The 21,612-nt window shown below is 68.8% G+C and carries 21 protein-coding genes and 1 pseudogene; 2 read left to right on the top strand and 20 right to left on the bottom strand.

What is annotated here, in order from left to right:
* Together mycP and eccD are read right to left on the bottom strand one after the other, a co-directional pair.
* A complete protein-coding gene (gene mycP / locus ACWEVR_RS01055; protein ID WP_452465319.1) occupies positions 1-1,398 on the bottom strand; it encodes a type VII secretion-associated serine protease mycosin in 1,398 nt (465 codons plus the stop codon).
* Complete coding sequence (gene eccD, locus ACWEVR_RS01050) at positions 1,395-2,867, bottom strand: type VII secretion integral membrane protein EccD (RefSeq protein ID WP_452465318.1); 1,473 nt, start codon at positions 2,865-2,867, stop codon at positions 1,395-1,397. The genes mycP and eccD overlap by 4 nt, the downstream gene beginning before the upstream one ends.
* 251 nt (positions 2,868-3,118) lie before the next feature.
* Between eccD and eccA the strand changes: the two genes are divergently transcribed.
* A complete protein-coding gene (gene eccA, locus ACWEVR_RS01045) occupies positions 3,119-4,951 on the top strand; it encodes a type VII secretion AAA-ATPase EccA (RefSeq protein ID WP_452465317.1) in 1,833 nt (610 codons plus the stop codon).
* Between the two features lie 48 nt (positions 4,952-4,999).
* Here eccA and eccB read toward each other — a convergent pair whose 3' ends face one another.
* On the bottom strand, positions 5,000-6,511 hold the full coding sequence (eccB, locus tag ACWEVR_RS01040) for a type VII secretion protein EccB (protein WP_452465316.1): 1,512 nt from the start codon (positions 6,509-6,511) through the stop codon (positions 5,000-5,002).
* A 120-nt stretch (positions 6,512-6,631) separates the two neighbouring features.
* Between eccB and eccE the strand changes: the two genes are divergently transcribed.
* The gene (gene eccE, locus ACWEVR_RS01035) at positions 6,632-8,431 is read left to right on the top strand and encodes a type VII secretion protein EccE (RefSeq protein WP_452465315.1); all 1,800 of its coding nucleotides are present in this window, start codon (positions 6,632-6,634) and stop codon (positions 8,429-8,431) included.
* A 171-nt stretch (positions 8,432-8,602) separates the two neighbouring features.
* Here eccE and ACWEVR_RS01030 read toward each other — a convergent pair whose 3' ends face one another.
* The 17 genes and pseudogenes from ACWEVR_RS01030 to ACWEVR_RS00950 form a co-directional block, all read right to left on the bottom strand.
* Complete coding sequence (locus ACWEVR_RS01030) at positions 8,603-8,896, bottom strand: type VII secretion protein EsxR (RefSeq protein WP_067491018.1); 294 nt, start codon at positions 8,894-8,896, stop codon at positions 8,603-8,605.
* A 44-nt stretch (positions 8,897-8,940) separates the two neighbouring features.
* Entirely contained in the window at positions 8,941-9,243 is a 303-nt protein-coding gene (locus ACWEVR_RS01025; protein ID WP_067982187.1) for a WXG100 family type VII secretion target, read from the bottom strand.
* An 89-nt stretch (positions 9,244-9,332) separates the two neighbouring features.
* Positions 9,333-10,124, bottom strand: coding sequence for an ESX secretion-associated protein EspG (locus ACWEVR_RS01020; RefSeq protein WP_452465314.1), 792 nt, complete (start codon positions 10,122-10,124; stop codon positions 9,333-9,335).
* Positions 10,121-11,110, bottom strand: coding sequence for a PPE domain-containing protein (locus ACWEVR_RS01015; protein ID WP_452465313.1), 990 nt, complete (start codon positions 11,108-11,110; stop codon positions 10,121-10,123). The genes ACWEVR_RS01020 and ACWEVR_RS01015 overlap by 4 nt, the downstream gene beginning before the upstream one ends.
* Complete coding sequence (locus ACWEVR_RS01010; RefSeq protein ID WP_067491026.1) at positions 11,107-11,442, bottom strand: PE family protein; 336 nt, start codon at positions 11,440-11,442, stop codon at positions 11,107-11,109. Before ACWEVR_RS01010 ends, ACWEVR_RS01015 begins: the two co-directional genes overlap by 4 nt.
* Positions 11,443-11,475: 33 nt before the next feature.
* On the bottom strand, positions 11,476-12,828 hold the full coding sequence (locus tag ACWEVR_RS01005) for a hypothetical protein (protein WP_452465312.1): 1,353 nt from the start codon (positions 12,826-12,828) through the stop codon (positions 11,476-11,478).
* Positions 12,825-13,142 carry a type VII secretion target gene (locus ACWEVR_RS01000; protein ID WP_067491029.1) on the bottom strand — a complete coding sequence of 106 codons (318 nt, stop codon included), beginning with the start codon at positions 13,140-13,142 and terminating at the stop codon, positions 12,825-12,827. Before ACWEVR_RS01000 ends, ACWEVR_RS01005 begins: the two co-directional genes overlap by 4 nt.
* A gap of 99 nt (positions 13,143-13,241) precedes the next feature.
* Positions 13,242-13,541, bottom strand: a complete 300-nt coding sequence (locus ACWEVR_RS00995; RefSeq protein ID WP_181699504.1) for a YbaB/EbfC family nucleoid-associated protein — start codon at positions 13,539-13,541, stop codon at positions 13,242-13,244.
* 25 nt (positions 13,542-13,566) lie between these two features.
* Positions 13,567-13,914, bottom strand: a complete 348-nt coding sequence (locus tag ACWEVR_RS00990; RefSeq protein WP_452465311.1) for a hypothetical protein — start codon at positions 13,912-13,914, stop codon at positions 13,567-13,569.
* A gap of 12 nt (positions 13,915-13,926) precedes the next feature.
* On the bottom strand, positions 13,927-14,712 hold the full coding sequence (locus ACWEVR_RS00985; protein ID WP_452465310.1) for an ESX secretion-associated protein EspG: 786 nt from the start codon (positions 14,710-14,712) through the stop codon (positions 13,927-13,929).
* Positions 14,709-16,565, bottom strand: a complete 1,857-nt coding sequence (locus tag ACWEVR_RS00980; RefSeq protein ID WP_452465309.1) for a hypothetical protein — start codon at positions 16,563-16,565, stop codon at positions 14,709-14,711. The genes ACWEVR_RS00985 and ACWEVR_RS00980 overlap by 4 nt, the downstream gene beginning before the upstream one ends.
* 174 nt (positions 16,566-16,739) lie before the next feature.
* Positions 16,740-18,347 carry a hypothetical protein gene (locus tag ACWEVR_RS00975; RefSeq protein WP_452465308.1) on the bottom strand — a complete coding sequence of 536 codons (1,608 nt, stop codon included), beginning with the start codon at positions 18,345-18,347 and terminating at the stop codon, positions 16,740-16,742.
* Positions 18,348-18,388: 41 nt separating this feature from the next.
* A complete protein-coding gene (locus ACWEVR_RS00970) occupies positions 18,389-18,829 on the bottom strand; it encodes a TY-Chap domain-containing protein (RefSeq protein WP_452465307.1) in 441 nt (146 codons plus the stop codon).
* Positions 18,826-19,323: a DUF6301 family protein gene (locus ACWEVR_RS00965; RefSeq protein WP_452465306.1), complete on the bottom strand. Its 498-nt coding sequence runs from the start codon at positions 19,321-19,323 to the stop codon at positions 18,826-18,828. The genes ACWEVR_RS00970 and ACWEVR_RS00965 overlap by 4 nt, the downstream gene beginning before the upstream one ends.
* 16 nt (positions 19,324-19,339) lie before the next feature.
* Positions 19,340-19,618 (bottom strand): hypothetical protein, encoded by a 279-nt coding sequence (locus tag ACWEVR_RS00960; RefSeq protein ID WP_356985015.1) that lies wholly within the window; start codon positions 19,616-19,618, stop codon positions 19,340-19,342.
* Between the two features lie 33 nt (positions 19,619-19,651).
* Complete coding sequence (locus tag ACWEVR_RS00955) at positions 19,652-20,104, bottom strand: hypothetical protein (RefSeq protein ID WP_452465305.1); 453 nt, start codon at positions 20,102-20,104, stop codon at positions 19,652-19,654.
* Positions 20,105-21,059: 955 nt separating this feature from the next.
* A pseudogene (locus ACWEVR_RS00950) lies at positions 21,060-21,612 on the bottom strand (hypothetical protein); the annotation flags it as partial.

Genomic DNA, 21,612 nt, shown 5'->3' with positions numbered 1-21,612 from the left:
TTACGGCTCGAGGTCGAGCTCGGCCCGTTTTCGCCGGTAGGGGTAGGCCAGGCCGAGCCCGATGAGCAGACCGCCGAGTACCGCGGTCGTGCCGATCACGGCGATGCGGCGCGCGCGAGGGTCGGGGCCTGGCGGCAGCACCGGCGCGGCGACCAGGTGCGGCACGTCGGCGCCCTCGGCGACGGGCTGGTCGGGTAGCTGTGCGGTGAGGGCGGCCAGGGGGTCGATCAGGCCGTGGCCGATGCCGTCGTCGCGACCGTTGCCCGGCCCGTGCGCGGTGCGGGTGATGCGGTCCATCACCTGTTGCGCGGTGAGCTCGGGGAAACGCGAACGAACAAGGGCGGCAAGGCCTGCCACGTAGGGAGCCGCGAAACTGGTGCCTTCGATGGGCCGGACGCCCTCGGTGGTCTGCACGCCATTGACCAGACCGGTACCGCCGGGTTTGCTGTCGAGGGACACGATGTTGCGCCCGATCGCGGCGACGCCCACCCACGGTCCGCGCAGCGACAGCTCCGACGGGCCGCCGTCGGCGTCCACCGAGCCGACCGTCAGCACATAGGGCGCGAACCAGGCCGGGCTGGCGACGGTGCTCACCGACGACCACCCCGAGGACTTGTTCTGTTCCTTGCACGCCCCGTCGGTCTGGACGTTGCCCGCCGCCGCCACGACGACGACGTTGCGGTCGTAGGCGTACTTCACCGCGGCACCCAGCGAGGCATCGGCGGTATCGGAACCCGCCGGGCTGCACGCCACTTCGGAGATATTGATGACGGTGGCACCCATGTCGACGGCACGGACGACCGCCGCGGCGAGGGTGAGCACACTGCCGTAGCCGTCGTTGCTGATCTCGCCGGGATCCTGTCCGCCCTGCTTGTTCACCGGTTCGAAGGCGAGGCTGAGCTGGCGGATGGACAGGATGTGGGCGTCGGGGGCCACGCCGACGAACGCGTCGTCGGGGCTCGGCTTGGCGGCGATGATGCCCGCGACGAGGGTGCCGTGCCCGTCGCAGTCCTCGGTGCCGTCGGAGCCGGAGACGTAGTCACCGCCCGGCTGGAGGTCGGGTAATCGCGGATGCCGTTGCACACCGGTGTCGATCACCGCCACCTTCTGCCCCGCGCCACGGCTGAACTTCCAGGCCGAAGGCAGGTTGAGCACCTGCTGGGAGATGGGCGGTTCCGAGGGCGGCGACCCGGTGAGCAGCGGTTCGCTGCACAGCGCCGAGGGTTCGGTGGGTTCCAGCGGCGCCGGGCGCCCACTGAGCCCCGCGGCCGCACCGAGCGCGCCCGCGTCGATCTGTGGCGGCGAAACGGCCTGCGCCGGTGAAGCGAAGCTCAGACCCGCACCGAGAACCAAGGTGGCGCATCCGAATCGGAGCGCCCGGCGACCGGAGCCGGTCATATGTTCCTGGCCATGGAGTACACCCCCATGATCCACAGGACGAGCGGAATCAGCGCGATGATGAGGATGTACTCGAAGATCTCGATGGCGCGCCTGGTCACCGGCGACACCTCGATCGTCGGTCCGATCACACCGAAGCCGACGGTGCCCGCCGCGAAGGCGAGCAGCCCGATGGCGAACAGCTCGATATTGTCGCCGCTCAGCCCGATTCCCACGATCAGCGCGACGAACGCGAGGCAACCGCCCGCGATCAGGGTGGCCGCCTGGACCAGGTCGGCGAAGGAGCGGCCACGCAGGCACAGGATGATCGCGGTGGCGATCGCCAGCACGATGCCCTGCCAGCGGGCCGAACCGAGCGGGTCGGCGGCACCGAACGCACCGAGAGCGGCCGTCGCGGCGCAGGCGATGATGAGCCCGGACTGGTACTGGTTGGCCGCTCGCGCCCGTTCACCGAGGCCGCTGGCCGAGGGCAGCGCCGTGGCACCGATGGCGCCGATGCCTTCGATGGTCGGGCGCGGTTCGTGGTCGGCCGGGTCGATCGCGGCACCGGCGGTCGGCACCGGCGGCACCGGCAACCGGCCGAGCAGCGCGGCCATGCGGGGGGCCATCGACAGGATCGCGATGCCCGCGAACAACAGTGCCGCCGAGAGTTTGGGCAGCCCCGGATGCCAGATCAGATACACACCGCCCGCGACACACGCGACGATGCCCAGTGACGCCGCAGCCGTGAACAGCGTGAGCCCGCTCCCGGTGACCCGGTGGCCGACGACGGCGGCGACGATCGTCACGGCCGCGCCGAGCAGCAGATGGGGTCCGCCGAGCGTGCCTGGCACGAAAAGCGCCGCGCCACCGAACAACAGCAGCAACGCGTCCAGCGACAGCCAGTCGGCGGTGAGCCGGTCCTCGTACTTGCGCGCGGCGATACCCGCAACGACGAGCGCGAGCACGCCGAATCCGGCGAGCCCGAAGGCGGGGGCCAGCGGATCGCCCTCGCCGCGCGAGATCACCAGCATCACCAGCGCGGTGAGCACGGTGAGGGTGGACGCGACCAGGCCGAGCCAGCGGGCCGACACACCGGTCCAGCCCCGGAACTCCTCGGCGGTCAGGCGCGAGACCGCGTCGATCACGTCGTCGAACAGCGCGGGTGATTCCTTGGCCGAAACCGACCGGAGCACAAGCAGTTCGCCGTCGTAGACGTCGGCCTCGGTGAGCGTGCGGCTCGGTGGGATGGCGTCGCGGCCGATTCGGGCGAGGGTCCAGTGCTTGGCGCGTAACGCGCCGGGCTCGTCCTCGGAATCGGTGGGGTCGGGGTTGCGCGACTCGATCAGTTCGACGAGATCACCGATGAACCCCGCGATCGGAACCGTCACGGGCAGACCGACGTCCACCTGAGTGTTCCCGCCGATCACCGATACCCGGCACAGATCAGGTTCGAGTGAACGCTGATTCGCCGCTGGTGCGTCAATCACGGGTCACACCCGCCGACCACGAGTTGTCGTTCGCCCGTTCGATCCCGAAACACCGCACGCGGCGGAACACCCCCTGAGTGAACAACTCTGACACCAGCCAAGAACTCTCACACGTAGAAGACAGTTTGCGTTGCAACCTCTCGGCAGCTGAACCTAATGTAACGGACAGACCAGACCCCCGCGATCGGTAGTCTGGGTAATAAGTGAACAGCGCAGAAACCACAAACCAAGACTTCGGGGACTCGACAGAAATGACCGGCAATCGCCAAGCTCAGCGTGCCTTCGACGCCGGAATCCTGTCGTTGGGTCTGTCCATCGAGGGACAGGAATCCGAGCGCGATCTGGAATACGCGAAGCTCGCGTTCCAGCGTGCGACCGAGTGGGATCCGACGATGTGCGACGCCTGGCTCGGCCGTGCCGCCGCGGGCGAGGTGACCAAGGACGTCCTGTTCAACCTGTACAAGACCGCGGGCACCAGTCTGTACCGCGAGCAGCGCAGGCTCGGGCTGCCGCCGCGCGCGCTGGCGGGCCGCTTCCTGCCCGGCCTCTACATCGACTATCCGCTGGCGAGTTACACCGAGGTCGCGCTGGCCTGGGCCGCGCATCTGATCGCGGAGAAGGAGTACGACGAGGCCGAGCGCACGCTCGACGACCTCGCCGCCCACCGCGCGACCCTGCTCTCGGACCCGGACTCCGATGTCGACAACCGGATCAGCGCCTACATCCGTGGCGTGCTGCACTACAACACCCAGCGCTGGCCCGACGTGATGACGGTGCTCGCCGGTTCGGCCGAGTGGGACGACCCGTATCTGGCTGCGGGCGCGCACGTGATGGTCGGCACCGCGTGTGCGCAGCTCGGGCTGTTCGGTGAGGCCATCCGCCGCATGGAGGCCGCCGAGCAGGGGCCGATCCCGATGGCCCGTTCCACCGCCATGTTCTGCCGTGGGCTGTGCCTGCGCGAGACCGGCAGCGAGGACGAGGCGCAGGCGCTGTTCGAGAAGGTGTATTCGCAGGCACCGGATTTCAGCGCCAACACCGCCGCGATGCGCGACCGCACCTACCGCATCACCGTCACCAGCCGCGAGTCCATCGATGCCCGCACCGACAAGTGGGATCCCACGACCGCGCCGTCGCTGCAGGCGATCGAACAGGCCGAGACCGAGGACCGGGCCAAGCGGGTGCTCGCCGAGGCGCGCGCCGAGCTCGACAACCAGATCGGCCTCGTCTCGGTGAAAACCCAGGTGGCCAAGTTGCAGTCGTCGGCGCAGCTGGCCAAGATCCGGGCCGAGAAGGGCCTGGCCTCGGCGGCCCGCGGTCAGCACCTGGCCTTCACCGGTCCGCCGGGAACGGGTAAGACCACCATCGCCCGTGTGGTCGCCAAGATCTATTGCGGTGTCGGCCTGTTGAAGACCGACAAGGTGGTCGAGGCCAAGCGTGTGGACTTCGTGAGCCAGAACCTCGGCGGCACCGCCATCAAGACCGAGAAGCTGATCGATACGGCCATGGACGGTGTGCTGTTCATCGACGAGGCCTACACGCTCATCCAGACCGGCCTGTCCGGCGGTGACGCGTTCGGCCGCGAAGCCGTCGACACCCTGCTGGCCAGGATGGAGAACGATCGCGACCGCCTGGTGGTGATCATCGCCGGGTACGACGGTGAGATCGACCGCCTGCTGGCCGCCAACGACGGTCTGGCATCACGGTTCTCCAAGCGCCTGCAGTTCCCGTCCTACACGCCGGAAGAGCTCGGCCAGATCGGGCAGGTGATCGCGAAGAAGCGCGACTCGCAACTCTCCGACGACGCCGCCGCGCTGCTCGTCGAGGCCTGCGCGCACCTCTACGCCCAGGAGAGCACCGACCAGAGCGGACAACCGCGCCGCGGCGTCGACCTCGCCGGTAACGGTCGCTTCATCCGCAACGTCATCGAAGCGGCCGAGGAGGAGCGCGAGTTCCGGCTGGCCAACGACGATTCGATCGACCTGTCGGCGGTGGACGAGTCGGTGCTCATGCGGATCGAGGAACCGGATATGCGCACGGCGCTCACCAGCCTGCTGAGCACGCTGAACGTGAATTGGCCTGCCTGACAGCCGAAACCGAGGGCCGGACGCGGTAAGCGTCCGGCCCTTCTGGTATCAGCGTCCGGAGGGTAGCGAGTCGTAGGAGGCCAGCGCTTCGGTGGGCGAGAGCGTCGGCCCCGGAACCAGCTGGCCGATGACCGACCACGGCGCGAGCCGTGGGTTGCCACCAAGGCCGATGGCGGTCGCCACCGCGATATCGGGTACGCCGTAGCGCACACCGTTGTCACCGACGTAGAACAGGCTCCCCCGGCGTGGGCTGCCCGGTTCCATGCCCGTCACCTGGATGAATTCGCCGGTGCCCGGCGGCACGTAGACGCCGTCGACGCGGTCGCCGGTGCCGTCGCCGGTCGACAGTTCCACGACCTTGGCCGATTCCGGGATGGGCAGGCGGGTACCGGCCAGCAGCGAGACCACCGCGCGTTCGTTGGGGCCGTCGCCCGCTTCCGACTTGCGTTGCGCCGGACTGGTTCCCGGTGTCTTGGTCCAGGACACGCACGCGACGGGCGCGTCCTCGGCGGCCAGGATCTCCGGTGTCTGCTCCGGGAAGTCGTCGACGGGCAGCGTGCGCACCACGGCGACCTCGTGGAGCACGTCCGGCGGCAGGGTCGGGATCTCGCTCAGCCCATGGGAATCGGCATTGCGGATGACCCGCGCGGTGAACGGGCTCACCGGCTGCACACCGTCGGCCAGCACCACATACGTCTCGGCCTTCGCCGTCCGGTCGGAGCTCGCCACCTCGACCACACCGCCCACCGGGATCGCGGACAAGGGGCCGGGGCCCGGCTGACCAGCGTTCGGGATGACCGGCGGCGCGAGCGCGGGCACTTCGGCGGTCGCACCGAGCAGACCGGGACCGATCGGGCGTGGCCGATACGCGGACAGTCCGAGCGAGCGCGCCAGCACCTTGTCCTCGGGGTCGACCGCGGCGTGTTTGCCGTCGTAGACGAGGTAGGTCTTGTTCTCGTGGCGAACGAACAGGGCGGCGGCGGGGTCGGCGGTGCGGATGCGCTCGCCCAGTTCCGGTTTGCCCGCGACGACGGCGGTTGTCGCACCGCTCGCCGATGCCGCACTGCCGCCCTGGGACAGCTGGATGGTCTCGCACAGCGACCAGGTGGAGCTGTCGCCCTGACCGGAGCCCGGCAGCGCGCTCGGCGCACCGGGGATGCCGAGCAGCGGACCGCGCGGCAGATCGTTGAGCTTGCTGTCCTTCACCGCGTGTGGTTCGGCGTTGCTCTGGGTGATGAGCCGCGCCGAGGTCAGGTTGAGCACCGGGTGCAGCACCTTGTCGCCTTCGGCGGTATGGCGGACCACGTACAGGGCGCCGGAATCCTTGCCCGACACGATCAGGTTGTCACCGATCGCGCCCTGTGGTCGCAGGAATCCCAGGATCGCCGCACCGGCGACGACCAGCAGGCCGAGTGCCGCTCCCACCCAGAGTGAGCGAACCTGCGAACGCATCGGATCGTGCAGCATTCGGACGTCTCGGCGCACCAGCGCGTGATCGAGACGACGCAGCAGGAAGCGGTAGCCGTTGACCTGGGCGCGGGTTGTGAGCTGTGCCGGCACTCGGCCCCTCCATCGAGCTATCCATCACCATCTCAGCCGACACGGTACCTTAAATCCGACATTGCCCTGAACCAACTTTCGAACGCACGCCGAGCTGGGACAACGATGGGGAACGACACGATGAACGGCCGGATAACCGGCGCCGGAACCCTTCCCGAGCGGGAACGGGATCAGGCCGAGGAGCAGGAACCAGCGCAGCGAAAGCCGGTGTCGCCGTACGACACTCTGCGCGATCCCGAGTTCTGGCTGTTCCGGATCTTCCCGCTGCGGGCGGTGGTCGGTGTCGTGCTGGTCGCGGCGGCGGTGGCCTGGGTGGTGCTGGCGCTCTCGGACTCGGTATGGGGTTCGGTCGGCGCGGGTGCGCTGATCGTGCTCATCGGCCTGGTTCCCGTGCGCGGGACGACCCTGGCCGGCCGGATGGCGGTCGGGTTCGGGCGGCGGCGTGGCCGGGGCGCCACCGAACGGCTCGCCCAGGCGCCCGCGTTCGACGTCCCCCTGGCCGACGGCGGCAACTGCGGAGTGCGCTGGGACGGCGATCTGCTGCTGACCATGCTGCGGATCGACCCGCCGCCGGACACGCTGACGCTGCTGCGGCACGGTTCGCTCAGCACCGACCAACTGCTGCCGCTCACCGAGATCGCGCGCTGCCTCGATCAATTCGACATCACCCTCGCGGGTATCGACGTGGTGTCCACGGGTGCGCGCACGGCGGGTACCGGTGTGGCTTCTTATCTGTACGACCGCATCCTCGGCCCGCTGCCCGCCGTCGCGCACCGGACCCTGTGGCTGGTGCTGCGCATGGACCCACTGACCAATGCCGAGGCCGTCGAGAAGCGGGGCGGCGGCGCCGAGGGCGCGCTGCGCACCGCGATCATCGCCACGCGGCGGGTGGCGAACCGGCTGGCGGCCCGCGACATCGCCGCCTCCGTGCTCACCTCGTCGGAGATGAACAGCGCGGTACGGCAACTCACCCACGGTTTCGAGATCGATCAGCTCGAGGAGACACCGACCGCGCTCACCACACCGAGCCGCTGCCTGACCCACTACCAGGTGGGCGCCGAACTCATCACGCCGCGCGGGCTGGCCGATATCTGGGCGGTGCCGAGCCTGTCGACCACGCTCACGCTGCGGCTTCGCCCGGGCGCACCGCGCCATGACCAGCGCAGCGATCACGCGGGCACCGTGGTGCTCAACGCGGTGGTGCGCTTCGACACCCTGGTCGAGCCCACCGACATCCCGATCCGTGGTCTGCGCGACATCACCGGTGGGCACCTGCGCACCCTGCTCGACACCCTCCCGGTCGCATCGCTGGGTCGCTGGTCCGACGGCGAGGGCTACCGCGGGACGCTGACCGCCCTCACCGACATCGCGGTGCCGACAGCCGGCTGCGGGCAGCTGATCGGCGCCGACGAACGCGGCCAGGGCATCGCGGTGTCGCTCATCGGCGACGGCACCCGCCATCTCGAGGTGATCGGCAATCTCGACCTCGCCCAGCAGGTGATCCTGCGCGCCACCGCGCTCGGGGCCCACGCCATCGTGCACACCGCACGGCCGGAGGCCTGGCATTCCATGATGGCGAATCTCAATGCACCCCAGGTGCTTTCGCTCGCTCCGCGGTCGGCCGGTGCCAGCTATCACCCGCCCGGCCCGCCGCCGATGCCCGCCGCGCCCTACCCGAGCACGACGGTGCTGGTGTTCGACGGCATCGAACCGACCACGCACGCCGGTGGCGCCACGATCGTCCACGTGCGCGCACCCCACGAGCAGGGCGGCGGAATCGACGCCGATGTCACTCTCATCCAGGATCCCTCGGCACCCAACCGGATCACGGTCCGCACACCAGCCGCGACAGCGACGGTGAACATGGTGACCACACCGGAGGAAATGCACTACATCGGCGAATCCCTCGCCGCCCGCTAGCCACCGAACGACGAACGGCCCGACACAAACCGTCGGGCCGTTCGCCTGATCTGGCAAGAACATGGGTAACTCACCAGGAACGTGCTAACGCTCCCATCCCCCAAAGTCTTGCCGCATCAACAACTCCCCCGCACCTGAGTCCGGCCAAAAGACCCGGGGAGGCGGACAAGCTCAGAAATCGGCGAAGCCGTCGCCGACCTTGCCGTCGGCCTCGATGGCGCGACCCAGCGCGTTCTCCACCTTCTTGCCGAGGTTGTCGAGCTTGATGAGGGTGTCGTCGAGCTCGTTGGTGACGTTGGTGTGCGCGGCGTTGAAGTTCTCCACAGCCGACTGACCGTGCAGGCTCTCGCGGAACGCGTTGGCGGCGCCGTTGAGCTCTTCGATCTGGGCCCGCATGTTGGAGCCGTAGTTGTTGAGGTCCGAGACCATCTCGGTGATCTTCGGCGAGTTGTACTGAATCGTCATGATCTGTTCCTTGTCTGTCGTGAACGGCTACTCAGCGCGGAGGGCTACAGGCCCTCGGAGTCGGAGGCGACGATCGTCTGCTTGCCGGAGGTGACGGCCTGCGACAGGCGGTCCAGCTTCTCGTTGAGCCGGGTGACCTCGTCGTGCCATTCGGTGGCGGCGGTCTTGAACTGACCGTGCGCTTCACCCGACCAGCCGGCGGCGACGGCCTGCACGGAGTCGTCGATCTGGTTGATGGAGGTCTTGAGCGTGGAGATCGCGTCCTCCATCCGGCTCACGACATTGTTGATGCCGCCTTCGTCGACACCGTAGTCGCCCGAGCCGCCACCGAGGTTGGTAAGAGACATATTTCAGAACCTTTCATCAGAACTTGTGTGTGCGCGAGGATCCGATCGATCTCGCTGAGCTGGACGCAGACCGACGCTGCGACGCGGAACTACGGCGGCATCCACCTCCCCCCGGGCAGTCCCTCGATCAGCGCCGCGACCGCTTGGGTCACCCGGTGATCGGTACCCGTGGTGAGCGTCGACCAGATCTGTCGATCCGGCGAGATCGTCGGGGCGGCGACGATGCGCCCACGCCCCGTGTCGTAGACGGCGACAGCGCCCGGCGCGCGGGTGGTCGAGCCGTCCTCGTGGCTGTAGACGACGACTTCCGCGTGCCCCGTGCAGGAGGCGAACGCCGCGCCGAGCACGGTGGCATCACGCTCGGTGGCATCGAGCGCGTACAGGCCGTCGGCGAATTCCGCGGCTGTCGTCGCACCGTCGAGTCGCCGGGTCAGCTCGTCGGCGGGCGCGCTGAAGCCGCTGAACTGCGCGGGCTCACGGTGGCCGAGCGCGGCGAGGGCCGGGCGCGCCAACTCCTCGGCCGAACCGTCGCACCACACCGAATTCACTTCGAAGGTGTCGTCGGTGCGCACGGCGATCGCATGGGCGCCGCCTCGGCGCACCACGCAGACGCGTTTGGTGCCGTCTTCGGCGTGGATCCGTACGGCGAGTTCACGATCCGGTTGGGCCAGCACGAACAGCGCGTCGGCCAGGCCGGGATCGACTTCGCCCTCGGCGTCGATGAGACCGCTGTCGCGCAGGTCCGCGACCGCCTGCTCGTGGGCGCGGCGCCACTGTTCGTAGGAGTCCTGTTGCAGGCCGACGCGCAGCGTCAGCGGCAAGGTCTGCACGCCGAGGCGGTCGGCCACGGCGAGCAGGGCGTCGTTGGTCAGGGTTGTCACGACCCGCCTCCCGGCTCCGCCCCACCCTGTTCGGTGCTCGCGGCCCTGGCCGCCTGGCCGTGATCGCCGAGTACCGCGGGCGCGGCGCGGATCTCGCCGTCGAGGCTGAACTCCTCGGTGTGCTCGGGCAGGCTCGCCCGCGGGAACCGCGCGGTGTCCTGGGCCGCTGCCGTGCCGACCGGGCCCGGCGCGATCGGCGCCGCCTGCGTGCCCGCGGCGGGCGTGACCACGGGATTCGGCCGGGCGGTGACCTCGGCGCTGCTGGCCGACTGCGCGTACACCGGCGCGTTGTAGCTGGTCAGCGTGCGCGGAACCGATTGCAGGACAGGCATTCCCGGGATACCACCGAATCCCGGCACGGCGCCGGGATGGGTCACGGTCGGCTGTGGCGGCACGGCGGCTCGCTCGGCGGCCAGCGCCGTGGCGGGCGCGATCGGCGGCGGGTCCTGGTGCTGCCAGGCCGAAGCCAAAGGCTCGGTGGCCTTTTCGTAGTTCTCCATCACCCGCGAGGCAACGGCCTTGGCGACATCGTGCTCGGCGTCGGTATCGGCGGCGACCGCCTTGATCGGCGCACCGAGCATCCCGCTCACCGACTCGAGGGTGCGCTGCACCTGCTGGATGGCCTCGATGTCGGCGGTATCGGGCATCGCCAGACGGGCCACCTCGTAGGCGGCGACCTGCGCCTGGAATTTCGCGGCGTTCGCGGCGGCGGCCGTCGAGGTCTCGAGCAGCCACTCACGCAGCGCCGTAACCCGTTGCACCACTTCGTCACTGCGCCCGGACTGCCAGGCGCCGCGCAGGTCGGCGAGCACCTTCTCGTATTCCAGTACGGCCGCGCCGAACGACGCGGCCAGTTGTGTCCACGCGCCGATCGCCTCAGCCATGGGGACAGACCCCGCCCCCGTGGTGAGGTCACGCGCCAGCTGTTCCGGCGGACGCGCCGACCACACCACGCCGGTGAACCCTGGCTGTGGTGGTTCGATCATTGCGGCGGAGTACCTCCGAAGTCCGCCGTGTTGTCGCTTTCCATCCCGCTGAAGCGGTTCGCCTGCAGGCGAAGCGTCGCGGCGAGCTTGCGCATCTCCTCGACGCCGGCCTGCGCGCGGGTCAGGTACGACGCGGCCACCTCGTTGGCGGTCTGCGCCGAGCGGCCCGACACCTCGTCGGCCCCCGCGGGTGCGACGGTCAGGGCGTGCTCGGCCGCCTGCAGGTCGGCCGCGAGCCGGTCGGCCAGCGAGTCGAGCCCGGACGATGCCTGACTCGCCGTCGCGGCGTCGAACTGCACGCCGTCGTAGATCTCACCTGTCACGTCGGCCATGGTGAACCTCCTGTGTGCGAACGAAAATCTGCGTCATAGCGTCAGTTCCTTGTCGGGCGGCGCTTCCGAGGTCGTGGTGTCGGCCGCGCCGACAACCGGCAGCGACACACCCTCGATCTGGCCGATCACCTCGTCGCCGTGCGAGCCGGTGACGAGCTGACCGCGCACCGCGTCGTCGGTCGACGATTCGCCGTCGCGCGCGAGACCGGCACCCATGGGTGCGCCCATCGGCATCGCCCCGGTGCCGGCAGCCGACGACCCACCCGAGGTGACCGCCGCGGCCGACGTGGTCGAGGCGGCCGCCGCCCCCATCGCGCCGGGCAGTGTGCTCAACGCGCCGCCGACCGAGCGGGTGTTGGGGAACGGGCTCAAGGGGGTGCTCGCCGCGGCGATCGCGCCGACGGCGCCACCGGCCCCACCGCCGATTCCGCCACTCGCGCCACCGCCCGCGCCGTCGGTTTCGGCGCCGTCGACGGTTCCCTCGGCGGTCGTGTTGTCGCCCTCGGTGGTGGTCTTCGGCGCCGACAGCGAGGTATTCGCCGCGGCCAGCTCACCGAGCGACTGCGCGACCGTGGTCGCCGTCGACATCAGTGGGGTGATCATGCTCATCAGCTGCGTCAGCTGCTCGGTCGAGCTCACCCCGGTGGGCGCGTTGGTGATCGGCACCTTCTCGCCCGCCGCGGTCATGCTCGCGCTGTGCCCGACCAGTTCGGTCTTGGTCTTGACGGTGATCGCCAGTGCCTCGGCGGTGGACGAGGCGGCCGAGGCGACCAGGAAGGCCGCGCCGGCGCCCGAGCCCATCAGCAGCGGCGCCATCGCCATGGTCGCCGAGAACTTCGCGATCACCGCCGCCATCAGCCCAGCACCGGTGGCGACGCTGACGGCGCCGTTGGCGAGGACCGCCTTCTCCTGGGTGCTCTGGGCCGCCAGCTTGCCCGCGTCGGTCTGCGCCTCGCTCGCCTTCTGCGCGGCCTCCATCGCCGCGATGCCCTGCCACACCGACATCACGGTCTGGATCGCGGTCGAGCCGAGCGACATCACCGTCTGCATCACGGTGCTCACGTTCGACAGCATTTCCGTGGGGTCCGTCGTGGTTCCCGTGCCGTCGCCGGTGGAGTTGGTGCCGAGCTGACCGGTACCGAACGCGGACGCCAGATCGGTGAGCGGGCGCATCAGCGCGCTCAGGTCGATCGTCGGCAGCGGCGGCAGTTCGGGCAGCTGCACGAACTCCGGCATCTGCGGCAGGGCGGGCAGCCCCATCGAGCCAAGGATGTCGTTCACCGGCATGTCGAGCATGGGGGCAAGCGAACTGCCGCGCAGCAGTTCCAGCACGGTCGGATCCAGCGGATCCGCGCCGGGCGGCGGGGTCGCTCCGGGGAAAGTCATGACTGGGTGCGAACCGAACCGATGTCCATGCCCGAGGCGCCGTCGACACCCTCGTAGGTGGCCGCACCCTGGTGCGCGGTCAACGCGGTGCCCGCGTGCACCGCGGCCAGTTCGGCGACCGAGGACAGGTGGTTGGCCTGCGCGAAGGCATACGAGGCGAGCAGTTCCTGCCCGATCAGCCCGAACACCGGCACGACCGCGGCGACTGTCGCGGCCTGATCGACCGCCGCGGCCGAGGCGACACCCGACGCCATCGCCGCCGACGCGCTTCCGTAGGCACGCAACGCATCAGGGACAACTTCGAAGTGGCTCATGTCAATCGTCCAATCTCGAAACATCACTTGATGTTTCGTAGTCAACCTTAACCAGCCGAGACGGCGCGCGACGATCGCGCAAGGGTAAACAGTCGATGACTAACCCGTGCTCTCCTCGTTGAACGCGGTGATGAGTTCGCCGCGTTGCGCGAAGGCACGATGCGCGGCGGTGCGCGCGGTATCGACGAGGGTCTGCTCGAGTTCGGCGGGCGTCAGTTTCGCGATGCCCGGTGCGAAACTCAGGCCGACGAGTGCGGCGTTGGCGTCGACCTCGACGGTCACCGTTCCATCCGGCGACGTCTCGGTCACCAGGATGGCCTTGGTCGCATCCTGGAGATCGGTGAGCCGGTAGAGCTGTTTCTGCACCCGAGCGATGAGCTCGTCCATCGTTTCGACCATGTCGCCTCCCCAATTCGCTTGCCGCTCAGACCGATCGCAGCCAGCTCTGCGGTTCGGTGTCGTAGTCCTGCTCGTCGAGGATCTCCTGGCGTGCCACCTCTTCCTCGGTCGGCAGGCCGGTGAGCGCGAGCATCTCCGGGGACATCCCCGCCGCGCGGAACTGTTCGCGCCGCGCCATGCCCGCCCGGTTGGCCGACTGCTTGCACAGGCGGAGCACCTCGGCGGCCAGCTGCGCCGGATCGCGGCGCAACTGGTCGGGCTCGAGCCGAAGACCCAGGGGCAGACCATTTTCCGTGGTTCGCACCGAGATCGCTCCCGTCATCGACGTGGAAACGAACTCGGTGGGAAATTCGTCCTGCTGTGCCGACGTCATCGCCTCGCCCCCTCAGACTCGTTCATCTTTGATGGCCCGCACCACTTCCGCGATGCGCTGGTTGATCAGCTCGGTGAAACGCTTCGCATCCGCCGCCACCGCGACCCGCGGCACCTCTTCGGCGATCACATAGCGTCCGTCGTCGACCACGTCGCGCCAGCTCAGTTTGTGCCGGGTGACGCCGCGCGGCCCGAACCGCGAGCGACCCTGGATCACCTCGACCTCTCCCGCACGAAGCAGCGGTGCCGCCTCGAACTGCTTGGCGCGCAGCGGGGCCGGATCGTCGAAGGAATCATGGACCGACGAGATGGCGTACGAGTAGTCGAGTTGTGCTGCCTTGTCACGGGTTTCGAGCACCAGATCGGCCTCGCGGCCCGGTGCGTTCTCCGGGAGTTCGCGAACCACGTAGTCGGCCAGACTCACCGCGTCGCACTCGGTGACGACGTAACCGCCGCTGTCCCAATAGGTGTCGCCCGGCTTCTGACGCACTACATAACCCCGGTCGCCGCGCCTGCAACCCATCACCCGTACCAGCGCGTCGACCTTCATGTCGTCCTCGCCGTCGTGGCCGTGGACGATGATTTTGATGTCGGGATCGAGCAGCGCCTCGAGCACGAAGCTGACGAACTCCGGCTCGTTGCGCCGCAACCCCGCGAGCGCGTCGGCCTTCTGCCGGTCCAGTTCATCGGCGTCCAGGGTTCTGGTCCGGCAGAAGAACGGCCACGGCACGAAATCGGAGGTGGCCCACTCCCAGAGGGTGAACATCTCCAGTTCCGTCAGGTTCCACGTGCGGTTCATTGCTCGACGACCGGCCTCACCACGGTCTGCGCCTCACCGATCGCCTCTTCGAGGTGCTCGACCGAATCCAGGTAGTCGGCCCGCTTGTGGTCCTTCTGCTGACCGCCGGCACCGGCGCCCGCGCCACCGCCGCCCATGGGCCCACCCATCGGCATGCCCGCTCCGGCACCGGCGGCACTGGCCAGACCGGCCCGGCTTGCCATGGCAGCGAGATCGGTGGTGGCCGTCGCGCGGGGGAACAGCTTCGACGCTTTCTCGAGGTTCTGGCCCTCGACCTTGGCGCCGAGCCCACCCCCGGCACCGCCACCCGCGCCACCGCCACCCTTGGCACCGGCGAGGCCCATCTTCTTGGCAGCTTCGTCCAATGCCGCGGCACTGGTGGGGATTCCACTCAGCCCGGCCATACTCGCCTGCTGGGCAGCCTGGGACGCGGCCTGCTCGGCAGCGGCGGAGATCTGCTCGCCGATCTGCGAGGCCTGCGAGGCGGCCTGGGAGGCGAGCTGCTGCAAGGCCTGGGAAGCCGTCTCCTGCGCTTGCTGCTGTTGCTGCTGCGCGGCCTTCTGCGCGGCAGCGCGTTCCGCGTCCTTGGCGGCCTGCTCCTGGGCTTTGCGCTGCGCCTCGGCCTGCTGCAGGGCCGCGAGCTGCTGCTGGTGTGCGGCGTCCTGCTGGGCTTTCAGCTGTGCGGCCGTCGCCGCGTCGCTGTTCTGCGACCCGCCACCGCCACCGCCACCCGCGGGATTGCCGGGGCTTCCGGGATTACCGGGGTTGGCGGGGTTACCGGGCGGGTCCTCGGTGACCCTCGCGGTGCCCGCTGGTCCGGGCAGTGCGGGCAGGGCACCGATCGCCGCCGCGTACCCCGGGCGGTACCAGTTGTTGAAGACGGTGCGCGCGTGGTCTTCCCACGTCTTCCGCTCGTAGGCATCGAGTTGGTCGGCCGGTTTGTCCGGCATGTTCGCCTGCGTGGTCTGGGCCCAGTTGTAGGCGTCGAGCAGCAGTTCGCTGACTCGGTACATGGTGCGGGTCAACTCGAGACCCCGCCCGGTGTACCGGTGGACGGCGTCGCGCGCGCCCCCGGCGCCGCGCCCGGTCCAGCGTTCCTTGTTGTCGACCAGAGTCCTGATTCTGGTGTCGTAGTCGCTGAAGCCGCGGCTCATCTGCGAGGCCATCCGGTGCCAGTCCGACGACATGTCCCGCAACCAGCTCGATCGCCGCAACGAGATGCCAAGGTTGTAGAAGTCCGTGTAGTTCAGCGTCGATCCCGGTTCCGCGGTGTGCGAGGCCGACACCGTTTTCAGGCTCTCCTTCGGGGTGTTGGCACCCGACGGAAGGCCGCCGTACTGACCGCTCTTGTCCGTATCGGTCTTCTTGTATTCCCCTGGTTCCCGACCACGTGCGTCGTCGATCCAGGCGGTGTCACGCGGATTGATCTGTCCCAAGTGCTGTTCGGCGTGGACGATGCTGTCGGCCGGATTCCGGGTGGACAGAATATTGCTCAACTCGTCTTTCGACTCCTGGTCCTTGTTCTTGTAGTTGTTCCCGGCGATCAGGAACGACAAGGCCATGTCGTTGAGAACTTGCTTGTGGTCCTTCAAGATGTCGTCGCGGAACTCACGCCCCAGCGTGTAGAACTCCTGTGTGAGCGCGCGGCCCGAGGTGAGGTGACCGAGGAGGTTCTCGGTTTGACCAGCCCCCGTCGTGTCCGGCGAGATGATTTCACCGACCTTGCCCTCGACCAGGGCGATGATGTCGAGCACATCCGCGCAGTACCCGGCGGCTTCCGTCGCCGCGCCGTCCTCGAGCTTGAGCGACCCCGAATTGCGGTATCCCCGCCAGTCGTCCATCGGTGTGCCCACGAGGTCACACTCCCACTGTCTCGACGGTGCGGTTCCTCATCCGTAGACGCCCCTCCTCATCGCTGGCACACCGGCCGGTCGTGCCCCCGCAAACATGGCAGCCGAGTCTTACAACGCGGCAACACCATTCTTAAATCACGCTAACGATTATAGGGTTACCGGCGCGTATCCGCATCAGGACGAGACTACCGACCGATGCCGCTCGTAGAAATTCTCGGCGAACTCCACCGCGAACACCTCGGGCGCCACCGCCGACGAAGCACGGTGCAGCACACCGTCGTCTGCGACGTAGAAGATCGCCCGGCCGACCGCGATCTCACCCGGTTGAACCGGGACGAAAACCATCCAGCCGACACTGATTCGTTCCGCCTGCAACTCGTCGGGCGGATAGCGCACGGGGTCGGCGGATGTCTCGGTCAAGTGCGCGCGCACCATGTCGATCGCGTCTTCGCGCGCCATCGGTTCGGGTAGTCGAGCGGTCACCCCGGCCATGGTGAGCTGGAAAAAGGCGGCGTCGACATCGAAAAGCTCGGCATCACTGAAGACTTCGGCGACCGTGTCGCGGGTGACCACACCGGCTTCGGCCGCCGCGACCAGGGTTTCGACGCCCGCGCGCTGGTACTCGTCGGCACGGACGCCGAGCAGGTCGGTGACGATCCTGGCGACGGTCTCGGAACTCCAGAAGCCGGGTACGGCCTCGGCGATCCCGTCGGCGGTGGGCGAATCACCGTGGTACCAGCGCCCATTGGTCCACCAGTAGCAGAACGACAACATCCCGCCTGCGGCACGGTGATTGAGTACCTGCGCTGAAATCCACGACGGCGCACCCGTGTACAGCCCCGTCGGCGGTCCGCCCTCGGCGTAGGCGGCGGCGAGTTCCGGCGAGTTCCATACGCCACCGGAGAGCACGGCGCGATTGCCGGGCAGCAGATACAGCGAACTTCCGCTGCGCCGCACCCCTTCGAACCAGTTCAGCGAGGGCAGCGAGCGCGGGCCGAACTCCGAGCCGACCGCGACGAAGGCCGCCGACAGCACCGCCCAGCGCGCCACCATCAGCGGCAAGGGCGGCAGGCCCACGTCGGAATCGCTGGCGCGTAGGCCTTTTCGTCGGTCGGCGAGTTCCTGTTCGGCCGCAGTGCGTGGTGCGCGGATCTGCTTGTCGTCGTGCGCCACATACGCCGACAACCACACCGGCACCGACCGGCGCGGGAACGCCGCCAGGTCGGCGCGGTAGGAGTCCTGGGCAAGGAGGTGTTCGTCGGGGAACGGTTCGTCACCGTAGTCGTAGTCGACGTCGATCTCGCCCGCACGCGACAGACTCAGCACCAGGCGCCACCACGGCCCGTCACCGAGCTCAGCCGACAGCAGCCGGTGCTCCCACACCAGGTCGATGATCTCCTGTGGCGGCGTCACCTGCACGGGTTCGATGGTGTCGCCGGAGAACAGGGCGACCGAGGAATGCTCGAGCACCGTGAGGGCGAAGGCCGCGTGCAGGCGCTGCCAGTCCGGTGGGGCGAGCGAAGCCAGATCGCGGGCGACCTGGTGCATGATCTTCCTGGCCCGCTCGGCAGGGTCCTCGGGTTCCGGTTCCTCGTCGGCCATGGTGAAACCGACATCGGGCTCGTCCTCGGCGGGCTCGTCCTCGGCGGACGTATCCACTCGGGCGAGTTCGGAGTCCGGTTCGGCCGGAACGGAATTCGGTTCCACGGGAACAGATTCGGTGGATTCGTCGTGGTCCGGTTCGGTGGTGCGCTCGTCGAGCCGGTCGCCTCCGCTGGTCATATCGGGCGGAAATCCCCTCATCTGGTTCATCGGTTGATCGGTCAGGTCGCCAGGGGCAGACCGAGCTGTGGCAGCTCGATCAGGCTGTTGCCCCGGCGTTCGTTCCAGGCGTCGTAGGTGAACGGATCCGGTGTCGCCAGCCCGAATCCGTCGCGCAGACCGCCGACGACCATGTCGGCGAGGCGCCGGTAGTCGGCTGACGGCGCGGGCCAGGCCAGGCGGGTCCACCAGTTCTCGTGGTAGCGGTCGCGAGGCTGCCAGCCGAGTTCGCGGATCACCGCCGTGCCCTCCCGACCTGCGCGGAGTTCGGGGGCCAGCCGGTCGTCGTCGACGAGTTCGGCTGTCAGTTCGGCATCGGTCTGCAGGAACTGGGCGAACCTCGACGGGCGCTCCTCGCGCGATTCCACGATCTTCACGATCGCGCCCGCAGGCAGGCGAGCCAGCTCTCCCGCCAGCGCTTTCGCGAAATCGTCCCAGGTCACCGGGGTTCCTCGGCAGCCAAGGCGTCGGCTTGATCGCCGAGCGCGAGCCAGTTGTTGTCCATCAGCGTCAGCTGCAGTGAGCCGTCCACGTCGCGCAGGATCAGGGTGTCGGCCTCGCCCGCCCAGCGCACCGCGGACACCTCACCGGGGATGTGTGCGGTCGGTCTGCCGAACAGTTCGGTCAGCAGTGCCACCCACCGGGCGAAGGTGTCACGCGCCCAGGCGCGACCCTCGTCGTCCTGTGGGACACCCTTGGTGAGCCACAAGGTGATGTCGACGATGCGGCCGTCCTCGGCGAAGACGCGGCCGCTGGTCGGGCCGAAGCCGATATCGAGACGGGCACGGTCCGCGTGCGGGCTCAGCACCCGCCAACCGGAGCGGGCGGCCAGGTCGGGCAGCGAATCCATCGGCTTGGCGCCGCCGAGCTCGCGCAGGCCGGTGGCGATCTCGGTGAGCTGTTCGTCGGTCAGCACCCGACGGCGGTCCTCGCTCATGCCCGCACCTCCTCGGTCATCGGCGCTTCTTCGCCAGCTCGGCGAGCCTGCGCTGCCGGACCAGGTCGGCTTCGCGCGCGTTCGACCCGTCGAGTTGCCCCGCGAACGCCGCCCGCGCTGCCCGGACCAGGTCGTCGGAGGCGTTCGGGTAGGCGCGGGCCACCTGCCACAGCGCGTCCTCGGTCTTCATGTCGAGTCCGGTCTCGGAATGGATGCCGCCACCGCTGAGCACCGAAGCGAGCATCTTGTCGAAGTTCTGCCGAATCTCGGCCTCGGTCGGTTCGGTCTCCCGCACCGCATGCCTCCTCACATCGTCGCGGCCTGAGCATCATCGGGCGAAAATCGTGGTCCGTCGCTGGTCATCGTGCACCACATCACGGATGTAGGCACCGAGGTCCAGCTCCGGTGGCAGCGCCCGATACACCAGCTCACAGACGACAGTATCGCCGATGACGATGGCGAACCGGTTCGTCCGCCAGGCGACCGTTCCCCAGTCGACCCGGGCGTCGTCCTCGAGCGGGAACGTCCGATCTCCCACCCGCACGGCCAACCCGTCCATCGACCGGTAGAACACCATCTTCACACCGTTCAGCTCACCGTAGACGCCGCTGTCGTGACCTGCCGACTGCCCGGCCTGCAGGGCACCGGTGATCGGGTCGAACAGGGAACGGACGCCGTAGCCGGCGAAGGGGCGTACGACCAGGCCGTCGGTCGAGACGGTTCTGGGGTAGTTGCGGGCGGGGTGTCCGTTGGTTCCGGCAGTGGACGGGGGCGCCGACATCGGCATGGCCGGTGGGACGCCGTAGGTCGGTTCCTGTGTGTGGGCAGGTTGGAACGGAAGTTGGTTCGCCGGCGGAGCGACGGGTGGGTGTGCGGTGCCTGGGTATTGGGCGAGCGGGGGGTGGGTTGTGGGGTGGTGGGGCTGTGGCACAGGGTTATGCGGCCCCGATGCCATGGGGTACTGACCATCCTGGGCGGGGGCCGTGGGGTACTGCCCGTTCGGGGCCGGGGCCGGGGGGAACTGCCCGTTCGGGACCGGGGCGGTCGGGTGCTGTCCCTGCGGGATTGGTGTCGTCCCGGGGTTCCCTTGCGCTGACGGGCACTCCCCCTGCGTCGTTCGGTACTGAGGCAAGGAGCGGTGTGGGGACGATTCGTTCCCGTTCGGGTACAGGCCGGTCTGGCCATTCGCGGGATATCCCGAGTCCTGCCCAGTTGGGTACTGGAATCGACCCTGATCAGCGGAGCCAGTCGGGGATGCCGCGTTCGGGTACGGCGGCAACTGCGCAGGAGTTGATCCACCCGACTCGATGCCCGGAGGTAGAGCGAACGACCCGGATGCTGGGTTCGCTTCGTACCCCGACTGCGCCCAAGGAGTGCGGGAAACATCCGTTTCACTAGACGGAACCTGCAGTCCCCGAAGGAAATCCGGAGCCGCAGCATCGACAGGGGTTCCGATCCGCCCTGACCGCAGCTCATCCAGGCGTCCCGAGGACATCGGATCAGGCACGAGTGGCATGTCCGGTGAGCCTGGGATACCCGGCGGCACCTGGAATCCAGGCATCGGAATCCCCGGCGGCACAGGCAGACCAGGTACCTCTGGCGGCACCGGAATCTGTGGCGCCGGTACATGCGGCGGCATGGGAATACCAGGCGGCACCGAACCATCCGGAGCAACCGGAAGATCAGGCTGCGAAGGACTACCCGGTGCCGGCGGCATGCCCGGCGGCACCGGCAAGTCAGCCGGGTTCGGAATACCCGGAGGCAGCGGCAAATTCGGCGGTACCGGGTAGTCCGGCGGTGTCGCACCCGGAGGCGTCGGCACACCCGGTGGTGTCGGAACGCCCGGGGGAATCGAAAAATCCGGAGGCGTCGGCACGCCCGGTGGTGTCGGAACGCCCGGGGGAATCGAAAAATCCGGAGGCGTCGGCACGCCCGGAGGAACCGGAAGTTCCGGAGGCGCCGGAGAAGTCGGCACATCTGGAGGCATCGGTACACCCGGTGGGGTCGGCACACCTGGCGGCGTCGGCACATCCGGCGGGATCGGCACGCCCGGCGGCGTCGGTATATCCGGCGGGATCGGCACATCCGGCGGGATCGGCACGCCCGGCGGGATCGGCACGCCCGGCGGCGTCGGCACGCCCGGCGGCGTCGGCACATCCGGCGGCGTCGGCACGCCCGGCGGCGTCGGCACATCCGGCGGCGTCGGCACATCCGGCGGCGTCGGCACATCCGGCGGCGTCGGCACATCCGGCGGCGTCGGCACATCCGGCGGCGTCGGCACATCCGGCG

The sequence above is a fragment of the Nocardia sp. NPDC003979 genome (assembly GCF_053605015.1).
The sequence above is the reverse complement of the archived record's forward strand: the minus strand, read 5'-3'. Positions and strand labels throughout refer to the sequence as shown.